The 12,768-nt window shown below is 70.8% G+C and carries 10 protein-coding genes; 6 read left to right on the forward strand and 4 right to left on the reverse strand.

Translation table 11 applies throughout. The annotated features are described in order from the left end of the window. Nucleotides 1-356 precede the first annotated feature (356 nt). From ACZ59A_RS10965 to ACZ59A_RS10985, 5 genes are all read left to right on the forward strand, one after another. Complete coding sequence (locus ACZ59A_RS10965) at nucleotides 357-2,009, forward strand: APC family permease (RefSeq protein WP_470956422.1); 1,653 nt, start codon at nucleotides 357-359, stop codon at nucleotides 2,007-2,009. 147 nt (nucleotides 2,010-2,156) lie between these two features. Then, nucleotides 2,157-2,342 (forward strand): SPOR domain-containing protein, encoded by a 186-nt coding sequence (locus tag ACZ59A_RS10970; RefSeq protein WP_358625930.1) that lies wholly within the window; start codon nucleotides 2,157-2,159, stop codon nucleotides 2,340-2,342. A 124-nt stretch (nucleotides 2,343-2,466) separates the two neighbouring features. After that, entirely contained in the window at nucleotides 2,467-2,886 is a 420-nt protein-coding gene (locus ACZ59A_RS10975; protein ID WP_468051340.1) for a (deoxy)nucleoside triphosphate pyrophosphohydrolase, read from the forward strand. A gap of 155 nt (nucleotides 2,887-3,041) precedes the next feature. Beyond that, entirely contained in the window at nucleotides 3,042-3,479 is a 438-nt protein-coding gene (locus ACZ59A_RS10980; protein ID WP_470956425.1) for an ATP-binding protein, read from the forward strand. A 169-nt stretch (nucleotides 3,480-3,648) separates the two neighbouring features. Further along, nucleotides 3,649-6,396 carry a SpoIIE family protein phosphatase gene (locus ACZ59A_RS10985; protein ID WP_470956428.1) on the forward strand — a complete coding sequence of 916 codons (2,748 nt, stop codon included), beginning with the start codon at nucleotides 3,649-3,651 and terminating at the stop codon, nucleotides 6,394-6,396. 93 nt (nucleotides 6,397-6,489) lie between these two features. Here the strand turns inward: ACZ59A_RS10985 and ACZ59A_RS10990 are convergent, their stop codons facing one another. The 4 genes from ACZ59A_RS10990 to ACZ59A_RS11005 form a co-directional block, all read right to left on the reverse strand. Next, on the reverse strand, nucleotides 6,490-7,260 hold the full coding sequence (locus ACZ59A_RS10990; RefSeq protein WP_470956431.1) for a succinate dehydrogenase/fumarate reductase iron-sulfur subunit: 771 nt from the start codon (nucleotides 7,258-7,260) through the stop codon (nucleotides 6,490-6,492). Beyond that, a complete protein-coding gene (locus ACZ59A_RS10995) occupies nucleotides 7,257-9,236 on the reverse strand; it encodes a fumarate reductase/succinate dehydrogenase flavoprotein subunit (RefSeq protein WP_470956434.1) in 1,980 nt (659 codons plus the stop codon). The genes ACZ59A_RS10990 and ACZ59A_RS10995 overlap by 4 nt, the downstream gene beginning before the upstream one ends. 17 nt (nucleotides 9,237-9,253) lie before the next feature. Continuing rightward, entirely contained in the window at nucleotides 9,254-10,096 is an 843-nt protein-coding gene (locus tag ACZ59A_RS11000) for a hypothetical protein (RefSeq protein ID WP_468051353.1), read from the reverse strand. Nucleotides 10,097-10,176: 80 nt separating this feature from the next. Beyond that, nucleotides 10,177-10,464, reverse strand: a complete 288-nt coding sequence (locus tag ACZ59A_RS11005) for a hypothetical protein (protein ID WP_470956437.1) — start codon at nucleotides 10,462-10,464, stop codon at nucleotides 10,177-10,179. Nucleotides 10,465-10,761: 297 nt separating this feature from the next. On the opposite strand from ACZ59A_RS11005, the gene ACZ59A_RS11010 reads away from it, so the two are divergent. After that, nucleotides 10,762-12,759: an ABC transporter family substrate-binding protein gene (locus ACZ59A_RS11010; RefSeq protein ID WP_470956440.1), complete on the forward strand. Its 1,998-nt coding sequence runs from the start codon at nucleotides 10,762-10,764 to the stop codon at nucleotides 12,757-12,759. The last annotated feature ends 9 nt before the right edge of the window (nucleotides 12,760-12,768 follow it).

A 12,768-nucleotide genomic window follows, 5' to 3' on the forward strand; every position in this document is an offset into this window, starting at 1 on the left:
TTTGGCCCGCGGTCAACTTGAGCTGGATTTGAGCTTGTTGGCTATGGGTGGCGCCTTATTCCCTGTACTTCGCTATTCAAAACCCATGCGTGGGAATCACGGCCCGCGGCTTGTCGAATTGGATGCATTCGGCGATATCCGAGTGGAATGGCGGTGCTGGTGAGGGCGGCGCGGCCCGCGCTGGTCCATACCGTCTGGCCAGCGCCTTCGTGTGAAGTCAAGGAACGTGTTGCGTAGATCACACGCGATGCCCGATAGCTCAGATCGGCCTCAACCCGTAAAGCGCACCCTTATTTCGCTTGTACGATGGCGCGCGTTTGCAACAGGTCTGGGGGGCGAAAGGAGCGTGAGGGGCGTTGAGCACGGAGCAGGGTTCCCACTCGCATTACAAACGGTCACTCGGCACGGTGGCCCTCACCGCGGTGGGCCTCGGTTCGATTATCGGCTCCGGCTGGCTGTTCGGCGCCGCGCGGGCCGCGGCGCTGGCGGGTCCGGCGGCCATCTTTGCCTGGGTGATCGGCGCGGCGGTCGCCCTGACCATCGCCCTGACGTACTCCGAACTCGGTTCGATGTTCCCCAAGGCCGGCGGCATGGTCCGGTACGGCCAGTACTCGCACGGCTCGCTGGCCGGATATCTGGCGGCCTGGGCCAACTGGATCGCGATCGTCTCCGTCATCCCCGGTGAGGCGACCGCGTCCGTCCAGTACATGAGCTCCTGGGACTTCGGCTGGGCCAAGGAGCTGTACGACGGGAAGGAGCTGACCGGCGGCGGTGTCGCGCTCGCGTCCGTGCTGCTCGTCTTCTACTTCTTCCTCAACTGGTTCGCGATCACCCTCTTCGCGAAGACCAACACCGCGATCACCGTCTTCAAGCTCGTCGTCCCGGCCCTGACCGCGGGCGCCCTGCTGATGTCGCACTTCGACACCGGCAATGTCACCGGCAACGGCGGCTTCACGCCGAACGGCTGGAACTCGGTGTTCACCGCCGTCGCCGTCTCCGGCATCGTCTGGGCGTACAACGGCTTCCAGTCGCCGCTCAACATGGCGGGCGAGGCCCGCAACCCGGGCAAGTCGCTGCCCAAGGCCGTCATCAGCTCGATCCTCATCGCGCTGGTGATCTACGTAGCCCTGCAGATCGCGTTCCTGACCGCCGTCCCGGCGGCCGACCTCGCGCACGGCGGCTGGGCCAAGCTCTCGTACAACTCCCCGCTCGCCGACCTCTCCCTCGCCTGGGGGCTGAACTGGCTGGCGCTGCTGCTGTACGCGGACGCCTTCGTCTCCCCGTCCGGCACCGGCATGATCTACGCGGCCACCACCTCCCGCATGGTCCAGGGCGTCCAGGAGAACGGTCATCTGCCGGGCGTCTTCGGCAAGGTCGACCCGAAGACCGGCATTCCGCGTCCGGCGCTGGTGCTCAACCTGGTGATCGCCTTCGCGTTCCTCGCGGTCTTCCGCGGCTGGGGCTCGCTGGCCGAGATCGTCTCCGTGGCCACCGTCATCTCGTACATCACCGGCCCCGTCGCCGTGATGTCGCTGCGCAAGCTCTCCCCGGACCTGCCGCGTCCGGTGAAGCTGCGCGCGATGCCGGTCATCGCGCCGATCGCGATGGTCTTCGGCTCGCTCGTCCTCTACTGGGCCCGCTGGCCGCTCACCGGCAAGGTCATCTTCATCATGGCGATCGGCCTGCCGATCTGGGCCTGGTACGAGCTGCGCAAGCCGTGGGCCGAGCTGAAGCCGCATCTGGCGGCCGGTGCCTGGATGGTGACGTACCTGCTGGTCATGGCCGGGGTGTCATGGGCCGGTGGCAAGGAGTTCGGCGGCCGCGGCTATGTGCCCGAGGGCTGGGACATCCTGGTCGTCACCCTGCTCGCGCTCGGCTTCTACACCTGGGGCGTCCGCAGCGCGTGGCGCAATCCCTCGCTCGTGCAGGCCGAGCGCGAGCTGGCCGACACCACGGCCGAGGACCTGACCGGCGAGGCGGACCGGGAGACGGTTTCCGCGCGCGGTTGAGGGCGTGGCCGGATGCGTGCCTCGTTGTAAGAACACGTATCCGCTGCGTGAAGGTAGGGCGTAGGCTCGGGCATATGCGGAACGGGATTTCCTTAACGGTGTCGCCCAGACGCGTGTCCGGGTGCGCCACAACGGAGGGGCGGAGAGATGAGTGACGGCAACACTGTGCTGCCATGGCTCGTCATCCGCCAGGACGGCAACGGCAACCGCTATCGCGTCGGCCGCTACGCCACGCGTACGGAGGCCCAGGAGGTCGCCGACCGACTCGACGGGCAGGGCCGGGAACAGCTCTACGTCGTCGAGCGGACCGCAGCGACCGGGCAGGCCGGCTGACGCCGCCCGTACTGCCCGTACAACACGTATAAGGCCACGCTGTCGGCGGGCCGGAGTCTCCCGTTCGTCCGGGCGGGAGAATCCGGCCCGCCGGGCTCTGTGCCGCGCCCCCTAGAGTGCGGGCATGACAGTGCGCGTGGTGGTGGGCGGAGCGGTGTTCGACCAGGGGCGGCTGCTGGCCGCGCGGCGCAGCGCCCCGCCCGAACTGGCCGGGCGCTGGGAGCTGCCCGGCGGCAAGGCCGAACCCGGTGAGACCGCGCCGCAGGCCCTGGTGCGGGAGCTGCGCGAGGAACTGGGCGTCGAGGTCGAGCCGCTGGAGCCGCTGCCCGGCGAATGGCCGCTGAAGCCCGGTTATGTGCTGCGGGTGTGGACCGCCGCGCTGCGCTCTGGCGAGCCGCGTCCGCTGGAGGACCACGACGAGCTGCGCTGGCTCACCCCCGACCGGGTGGACGAGGTCGACTGGCTGGATGAGGACCGCCCCGCGGTGGCGGAGGCGGTCCGTCGGCTGCGCGCCGCGGAACACCCCCGTCCGCGCGCCCGCTGATCCCCTGTGAGCTCTTTCGGTCCTGCCGGGACGGCCCGAAGTGGTACCGGACCAGGAATTCGGGTATGTGCTCATTAACCCCTCTGAATCCCTCCATTTCGGCGGGGCTGCGCAGTGGCGGAAGCGGCTGGGCGCGGCGTGGGAGCGGCTGGGAAGTGAGCGGCGTGAGTGAGAGCGCAGGGACGGACGCCGGGCCCACCCCCGGTTTCGTCGAGTGGGTCTTCCCCGCCGAGCCGGGCTCCGTGCGCGCCGCGCGCTGTCTGGTCCGGCAGGCGCTGGACGACTGGGGGCTGTCGGCGCTGGGCGATGTGACGGCGCTGCTGGTGAGCGAACTGGTCACCAACGCCCTGCGGTACGCGAGTGGTCCGATCGGGCTGCGCATGTACGCCCGTCGCGAAACCGGCGCGCCGGTTTCGGTCCTGATGGTCGAGGTTTCGGACCCGCTGGCCGATCCGCCGCACGCGCGTACGGCGTCTTTGGAGGACGAGAGCGGCCGGGGGCTGGAGTTGATCGCCCGGGCCGCGCTGCGTTGGGGTACCCGGCGGGGCCGGGCCGGAAAAACGGTGTGGTTCGAGCTGCCTCTCCCCGGTTAGGAGTGAGGGGGAGCGCTGATCTTGAGCGCTTCATCAAAAGCCGGGACGGAAACGGATTGCGGGCTGAGATAGTGCTGTGATCGTGAAGACCGTACTCCGGATGGCCGTGGTGCTGGATACTCGGCTATCTGTAGCCGGTCGGAGCACCTGAGCCGGAGGGGACGGGCGCATGAGCGAGAAGCCAGCGGGGGCGGATACCCCCGAGGGGACGGTTGGTTCGCAGGTGTCGCCGGTGTCGCAAATGTCATCGATGTCGGAATCCGGATCGGGGTCCGCGCCGGGGTCCAAGCCGGGGTCCGCACCGGGATCGGTGCCGGGGCAGATGGCGGGGCCGATACCGGGCTCGATGGCCGATGTGTGGCAGAGCAGTCCGCCCGGCTCGATCTACGACTACATCCGTGTCGCCTCCTTCTCGCTCGGGTCCGACGGCCGTATCGCACAGTGGAGTGAACGCGCCGCCGAGCTGCTGGGGCTGACGGCCGCCCAGGCCATCGGCAAGGACCCGGTGGACGCGTTCGTACCGGCTGAGCTGCGGGAGACCGGCCGCCGCAAGGTCGCCGACATCCTGGACGGCCGGGAGTGGACCGGCCTGGTCCCCTACCGCACCCCCCAGGCGCCCGGCGGAGTCGGCATCGCCGAGGTGTATGTGATGCCCGGCCAGGACGAGGACGGGGAGCGCACCGCGCTCTGTATCGCGGTCGATGTGAGCGCCCTGCGCGGACTGGAAACCGATCTTGCCGCCTCACAGGCCGTTTTCGGTCAATCTCCGCTCGGTTTCTTTCTCTTCGGTACAGATTTGCGCATGCTCCGCGTCAACGAGCGCTTCGCGACGGTTTTCGGCCGCCCGGTCGAGGAGTACCGCGGCGCGACCGCGCACGACCTGCTGCCCCGGGGCGAGGCCGACCGGCTCGCCGCCGCCCTGCGCCAGGTCTGGGACAGCGGACAGTCCCTGACGGACATGCCGCTCATGGGGCCCGTCCCCGGCAGCCACGACCGCCGCCGCTGGTCGGTGTCGCTGTACCGGCTGCACAGCGGATCGGGCCGCCCCATCGGCGTCGCCGGCCTCGCCACCGACGTCACCGGCCGCCGCCGCGCCGAGCAGGAGGCCGCGGGCGTACGCCGCAACCTGGCGCTGCTGAACGAGGCCGGGGCCCGAATAGGCACCTCGCTGGATCTGGAGACCACCGCCCGCGAGCTGCTGGACGTGGCCGTCCCACAGTTCTGCGACATCGCCTCCGTCGACCTCTACCAGGGGCTGCTGTCCGGTGACGAGACCCCGCCCGGGCTCGCCGACGGCAGCGCCGAGCTGCGCCGCGTCGCCTTCGCCAGCGCCGTCTCGGACGGCCCCGTCGCCTTCGGCGACGTCTACCGCACCGACGACAGCGGCCAGGGCGAGCTGCCCAAGCCCATCGAGGTCGGCGAGGTGCACCGTTACCCCTTCCACTCGCTGTGCGCCCACGCCCTGCGCACCGCCCAGGTCCGGGTCGTCACCGGCCGCGACAGCGGCGAGAGCCTGGAGCTCGGCGCGATTCTGCAGTCCACCCTCCTGGTGCCGATGGTCGCCCGCGACACCGTCGTCGGCCTCGCCCAGTTCTCCCGTACGAAGGGCAGTGAACCCTTCGGCGAGCGGGACCGGGCGCTCGCCGTCGAACTGGCCGCCCGCGCCGCAGTCTCCATCGACAACGCCCGGCTCTACCGCAGAGAACACGAGCGCGCGCTGATACTCCAGCGCAGCCTGCTCCCGCCCGGCGACCCGGAGGCCGCCGGGCTCGACATCGCCTGCCGCTATCTGCCGGGCAACGCGGCCACCGAGGTGGGCGGCGACTGGTTCGACGTCATCGAACTGCCCGGGCACCGCACCGCGCTGGTGGTCGGCGACGTGATGGGGCGCGGCCTGCGGGCCGCCGTCGCGATGGGCGAGCTGCGCACCGCCGTCCGCACCCTCGCCCTGCTGGACCTGGAGCCCGCCGAGGTGCTCTCCGCGCTGGACGAGATCGCCCGGGGACTGGGCGCGCCCGGCGGTTCCAACGCCGGTGCCCGGGCCGCGCGGTCCTTCGAGGGCTCCTCCGACCTGTCCGAGGTCTACCTCGCCACCTGCGTCTACGCCGTCTACGACCCGGTCACCCGGCGCGCCACGTTCGCCAACGCCGGTCATCTGCCGCCCGCCCTGGTCGAACCGGGGGAGGGCGCCCTGCTGATGGAGGTGCCGCCGGGGATGCCGCTCGGGGTCGGCGGCGAGCCCTTCGAGGAGATCGAGGTCGAGCTGCCGGACGGGGCGCTGCTGGCCCTCTACACCGACGGCCTCGTCGAATCCCGCGATCACGCCCTGGACGAGGGGCTCCAGGACCTCCGTTCCGCCCTGTCCACGCACGAGGGCGCGGACAGCCCGGACAGCTCGCTGGAGGACATCTGCGACCACGTCCTGAGCCGCCTCGACACCCACCACGGCGAGGACGACATCGCCCTGCTCATGGCCCGGGTGCACGGTCTGCCGTCCGGCGCGGTCGGCGACTGGAAGCTGCCCAGCGACCCGCAGTCGGTCGGGCGGGCCCGGGAGCTCGCCCGTGAGCAGCTGGAGTCCTGGGACCTGGACGGCCTGGTCGACACCACCGAGCTGCTGGTCAGCGAGCTGGTGACCAACGCGCTGCGGTACGGGGAGGGCGAGATACGGCTGCGGCTGCTGCTGGACCGGACACTGGTGTGCGAGGTCTGGGACGGCAACCTGGTCCAGCCGCGGCGGCGGCGCGCCCGCGACACCGACGAGGGCGGCCGCGGGCTGCAGCTGGTCGGCCTCCTCAGCGCGGGCTGGGGCAGCCGCCGCACCCCGCACGGCAAGACGGTGTGGTTCGAGCTGGCCCTCCCGGACGGCGAGTCCTCGGGCCCGGACTCGGTGGAAGCCCTGCTCAGCCTCTGGTGAAGGGCTCAGCCTCTGGTGAACAGGTCGGCCCCTGGTGAACGGCTCAGCCTCTGGTGAGCGGGTGTGGGCCCGCCGCGGGGCGGGCCCACACGGTCAGCTCTCCCGGCGGCGGATCTTGTTGCCCAGCCAGACCAGCGGGTCGTACTTTCGGTCCACGGCCCGCTCCTTGAGCGGGATCAGCGCATTGTCGGTGATCTTGATGCCCTCGGGGCAGACCTCCGTACAGCACTTGGTGATGTTGCAGTAGCCGAGCCCGTGCTCGTCCTGGGCCGTCCGCTTGCGGTCGATCCCGGCTTCCTCCGCCGCGTCCAGCGGATGCATGTCCAGCTCTGAGACCCGCATCAGGAAGCGCGGGCCCGCGAACGCCTCCTTGTTCTGCTCGAAGTCGCGCAGCACATGGCAGGTGTCCTGGCACAGGAAGCACTCGATGCACTTGCGGAACTCCTGCGAGCGCCCCACGTCCTCCTGCCGCATCCGGTACTCGCCCGGGCCCAGCCCCTCCGGCGGGACGAAGGACGGCACCTCCCGGGCCTTGGCGTAGTTGAACGAGACGTCCGTGACCAGGTCACGCACGACCGGGAAGGCCCGCAGCGGCGTCAGCGTGATCGTCTCGTCGCGGCCGAAAACCGACATCCGCGTCATGCACAGCAGCCGCGGCCGTCCGTTGACCTCGGCGCTGCACGATCCGCATTTGCCCGCCTTGCAGTTCCAGCGGACCGCCAGGTCCGGTGCCTGGGTCGCCTGGAGGCGGTGGACGATGTCCAAAACGACTTCGCCCTCATTGACCTCGACGCGGAAGTCGCGCAGACCGCCGCCGTCCAGATCGCCCCGCCACACCCGGAAGTGGGCCTCGTACGCGCTCACTGGGTCAGCTCCTCGTCCGTCAGGTACTTCACCAGCTCGTCCTTTTCGAACAGGTTCAGCAGATCGGGCCTGATGGGCGGCATCTCGCGCCGCTCCAGCCGGATCTGCCCGCGCCCGGGATCGGGCGGTGCGGCGAGACCGGCCGAGGGGTCGGAGAGGCGGCAGACCAGGTTGACCCGGCGCCATTCGCGGTCCATCTCGGGACAGTCCTCACGGGTGTGCCCGCCGCGGCTCTCGGTGCGCTCCAGGGCGGCGCGCGCCACGCACTCGCTGACCAGCAGCATGTTGCGCAGGTCGATGGCCAGATGCCAGCCGGGGTTGAACTGCCGGTGCCCCTCGACCCCGGCCCGCCGCGCCCGCACCCGCAGGCCCGCCAGCCGGCGCAGCGCGTCCTCCATCTCGCCTTCCCGCCTGATGATGCCCACCAGGTCGTTCATGGTCTGCTGGAGCTCCTGGTGCAGGGTGTACGGGTTCTCGGCGGGACCGGCCGGAGCGCCGGACGGCTGTTCCCCGGGGGACGGCTCCTCGCCGTCCTCGGCGCTGAACGGCCGCAGCGCCTCGGCCGCCGCCAGGTCCAGCTGGGCGTCGTCGGGCACCGGGCGGGCGCCGGACGCGGCGGTCTCCTGCGCGTACCGGGCCGCGTGGAGCCCGGCGCGGCGGCCGAAGACCAGCAGGTCGGAGAGCGAGTTGCCGCCGAGCCGGTTGGAGCCGTGCATGCCACCGGCGACCTCGCCCGCGGCGAAGAGGCCGGGGACGCCGCTCGCGGCGGCGGTGTCCGGGTCGACGTCCACCCCGCCCATCACGTAGTGGCAGGTGGGGCCGACCTCCATGGGCTCGGCCGTGATGTCGACGTCGGCCAGCTCCTTGAACTGGTGGTGCATGGAGGGCAGCCGCCGCTTGATCACCTCGGCGGGCATCCGGGTGGAGACGTCGAGGAAGACGCCGCCGTGCGGGGAGCCGCGGCCCGCCTTGACCTCGGAGTTGATGGCGCGGGCCACCTCGTCGCGGGGGAGCAGCTCGGGCGGTCGGCGGTTGTGGTCCGGGTCCTCGTACCAGCGGTCGCCCTCGTCCTCGGACTGGGCGTACTTCTCCTTGAAGACGTCCGGAATGTAGTCGAACATGAACCGCTTGCCCTCGCTGTTGCGCAGCACCCCGCCGTCCCCGCGCACCGACTCGGTGACGAGGATCCCCTTGACCGAGGGCGGCCAGACCATTCCGGTCGGGTGGAACTGCACGAACTCCATGTTGATCAGCGGGGCCCCGGCGAGCAGGGCCAGCGCGTGGCCGTCGCCGGTGTACTCCCAGGAGTTGGAGGTCACCTTGAAGGACTTGCCGATGCCGCCGGTGGCCAGCACCACGGCCGGGGCCTCGATCGCGAAGAAGCGGCCGGACTCCCGTTCGTAGCCGAAGACCCCGGCGACCCGTTCGCCCGCCGCGTCCTTGACGACGCGGGTGACCGTGCACTCCTGGAAGACCTTGAGCCGTGACTCGTAGTCGCCGGTCTCGGCCTTGTCCTCCTGCTGAAGGGAGACGATCTTCTGCTGGAGGGTACGGATCAGCTCCAGCCCCGTACGGTCCCCGACGTGGGCGAGCCGCGGGTACTCATGGCCGCCGAAGTTCCGCTGGGAGATCCTGCCGTCCGGGGTGCGGTCGAAGAGCGCGCCCCAGGTCTCCAGCTCCCAGACCCGGTCCGGGGCCTCCTGGGCGTGCAGCTCGGCCATCCGCCAGTGGTTGAGGAACTTGCCGCCGCGCATGGTGTCGCGGAAGTGCACCTGCCAGTTGTCGCCCGCGTTGACATTGCCCATGCTGGCGGCGATGCCGCCCTCGGCCATCACCGTATGGGCCTTGCCGAACAGCGACTTGCAGATGACGGCGCATCGCATGCCCTGTTCGCGTGCCTCGATCGCGGCCCGCAGCCCGGCGCCGCCCGCGCCGATCACGACCACGTCCCAGGACTGCCGTTCGACTTGCGTCATCGTGTAAGGCACCTCTCCTAGAAGAACCGGGGGTCGTCGAAGGCGCCGCTCGCCAGCAGATACACATAGAAGTCGGCGACGGCGACGCTGATCAGCGACGCCCAGGCCAGCTGCATATGGCGCGCGTTGAGCGAGCTGACCCAGCCCCAGAGCCGGTAGCGGACCGGATGCCGGGAGAAGTTCCTGAGCCGGCCGCCGACGATGTGCCGGCACGAGTGGCAGGAGAGGGTGTACGCCCAGATCAGCGCGATGTTGGCGAGCAGCACCAGGGTGCCCAGGCCCATGTGGCCCCACCGGCCGTGCTCGTCCCGGAAGGCGAGCACGGTGTCATAGGTGAGGATCCCCGCGACGATCACCGCGAAGTAGAAGAAGTAGCGGTGGATGTTCTGGAGGATGAGCGGGAAGCGGGTCTCGCCGGTGTAGTTGGCGCGCGGCTCGGCGACCGCGCAGGCCGGTGGCGAGGCCCAGAAGCCCCGGTAATACGCCTTGCGGTAGTAGTAGCAGGTCAGCCGGAAGCCGAGCGGGAAGATCAGGATCAGCAGGGCGGGGGACAGGCCCCACCACGCGCCGAAGATCTCCCAGTTCGCGCCGCCCTTCATGGGGACGCAGTTCTGCGCGACGCAGGGCGAGTAGAACGGGGAGACGTACGGCTCGGCGTAGTAGTCGTCCCCGGCGAAGGCCCGCCAGGTCGAGTAGACGATGAACGCGAACAGCCCGGCGGCGGTGACCGCGGGCGCCAGCCACCAGCGGTCGGTCCGCAGATGGCGGGCGGGGATGGCGGCGCGCGAGGGGCTGCGCACGCCAGTGGCCGCTTCCCGCTCGGCGGGCGTGGCGGCTTGGGGGTCGGTGCCAGTGGCCAAGGAAAACTCCGCGGTGGAGTGGTGTGGGGGACGGTCGGTGCGGACCCGTCGGGCCGGGCGCGCGCCGGGCAGCCCCTGTTTCAGGGAGCGTGGCGGTCGCGCGCGCCGAGACCCTCGTCGTCGACGTCCGACCACAGCGCGCTGTTGTAGGGCGCGTCGGGGACCGGAACCATCTCGGGGCGCGGCCGCTCCGTACTGGGGGCCGTATCGCGCAGCAGGGCGAGACTCTCGCGCAGGTGGTCCGCGTCGGTGCGGACGCGGCGTATCTCCAGTCCGCCGGCGCCGACCCGGTCTTCCAGCCGGGTGACGGAACGGACCAGATCGTCGAGACAGCGTTGGACGGCCGTCAAGTCGTCGTTCAAGGACATGACTTGCCCTCACTTCCGCGGTTGCGGTTGGCGGCGCTCATGCGACAGCGAGTGTTACGCGTCACAGTCCTGGTTGGGAAGGGATCTGCCGCGATTGGCGGAGTCACCGGCGTGATCACGCCGCCGTGCGCCGGGGTGCGCGCCGGTCGTGCTGATCCGGTCGGGTGATCCTGTCCCCTCCATGGCCGTCCCGAGGTGCTGTCTCATGATCCGTCGCTTTGAGTAAGGAGTATATGCGACAGGCGTCAAAATGTGCGAAATGCACGGAATATCGGCACACCCCGGAGGTCACGAGCCATGTCCATCGACAAGCGACGCTGCGCCATGCTGCTCGCCGCGGGAGTGCTGCTGCCACTGCCCGTCCTCACCGGGTGCAGCTCCGGCGACGACGACGCCCCGCCGTCGCCCGCGGCCCGGGACATCGCCCCGGCCGCCCGCGCGCAGACCGCCCCCGGCGGCACGCTGCACTGGGCGCTCGACGCCCGGCCGGCCACCTTCAACGCCTTCCAGACCTCCGCCGACACCGGCACCGAGCGGATCGCCGGAGCGGTGCTGCCCACGCTCCACACCCTCGACGCCCGCGGCCGTCCGCGGCTCAACGGCGACTACCTGGAGTCCGCCGAGGTGGTCTCGCGCGAGCCCAAGCAGGTCGTGGTCTACAAGCTCAACCCCAAGGCGGTGTGGAGCGACGGCCGCGCGCTCGGCGCGGAGGACTTTTCCGCCCAGTGGAAGGCCCTGCGCGGCACGGAGAACGCCTACTGGACCGCGCGCAACGCCGGATACGACCGCATCGCGCGGATCCAGCCCGGCGACAAGGCCCACGAGGTCAAGGTCACCTTCGCCAAGCCGTACACCGACTGGCGGTCGCTGTTCACGCCGCTGTACCCGAAGAGCATGATGAGCAACCCGGCCGTCTTCAACGCCGGGGCCCGCAAGGGGCTCGCCGTCAGCTCGGGACCCTTCATGGTCCGCGAGGTCGAGGACACCTCCGTCACCCTCGTACGGAACCCCAAGTGGTGGGGCGACCGGGCCCGGCTGAACCGGCTGGTCTTCGACGCCGTCCCGGCCCGGAAGCGGGCCGCCGCCCTGATCGACGGGTCCGTCGACATGGCCGAGGTCGACCGGTCGACGGCGCGCCGCGTCCAGGCCGCGGCGCCCGCCGGAAAGCCGGCCGCCGGGGCCAAGCTGCACCCCTCCGGCAAGGCGGGCGCGCCGAAGCTGGAGACCCACGCCCAGGACGCCGCGGACGCCACCCGCGCCCGGGCGGAGGCCGAGAAGGCCCCGGGGACCGAGCGGTCCACGACCGTGGCCCTGCGCCGGTACGCCCTGCGCAAGGCGCTGGACCCCGCGTACACCCAGCTCGCCATCAACGGGACCAAGGGCCCGCTCGCGGATGAGCGGGTGCGCCGGGCGGTGGCCCGCGCGATCGACCGCGAGGCGCTCGCCAAGGCGGTGCTGAAGCCCTTCGGGCTGCCCACCGAGCCGCTCGGCAACCATCTGCTGATGTCCGAGCAGAAGGGGTACAAGGACCACAGCGGCGCCCTCGGCGGCCCGGACACCCAGGCCGCGCAGTCCCTGCTCGCCGACGCGGGCTGGCACTCCGGCGGCTCGTCCGCCCGCCAGAAGTCGGTCGACGGCAAGACGGACGACCGGGGACGGCAGTCGAACCCCGCCGAGGACAAGGCCGACAGGGCCGATAAGGCCGACAACCCCGCGCCCGCCGCGGGCGACGCGGGCCGGTCCGGACGCTCCCACCCGGCCGTCGTGCAGAAGAAGGGCCGCCCGCTCGTGCTCCGCTTCGTCGTCCCGTCCGACTCCGGCGGCGCCTCGCTGCGCGCGGTCGGCCGCCGCATCGGCCGGATGCTGGAGGAGATCGGCGTCCGCACCGAGATCACCCAGGTGAAGAGCGACTCCTTCTTCAAGGACCACATCGCCACCGGCAAGTACGACCTGGCCCTCTACTCCTGGCCCGCCTCCGCCTACCCGGCGACCGACGGCCGCCCGATCTACGCCAAGCCCCAGCCCGCCGCGGACGGCTCGCTGGTGGTGGAGCAGAACTACACCCGGGTCGGCACGGACCAGATCGACCAGCTCTTCGACCAGGCGCTCTCCGAGCTGGACGGCGGCGCCTCGCGCTCCCTGGTCGGCCGGGCGGACGCCCGGATCTGGGCGGCGGCCGGATCGATTCCGCTCTATCAGCCCCCGCAGCTGGTCGCGGTCCGCAAGACGGTGGGCAACGCCGGAGCGTTCGGATTCGCCACCCCCCGCTACCAGGACATCGGCTTCAGGAAATAGGTGGCGGTG

This window comes from Streptomyces sp. NPDC040405 (assembly GCF_055595765.1).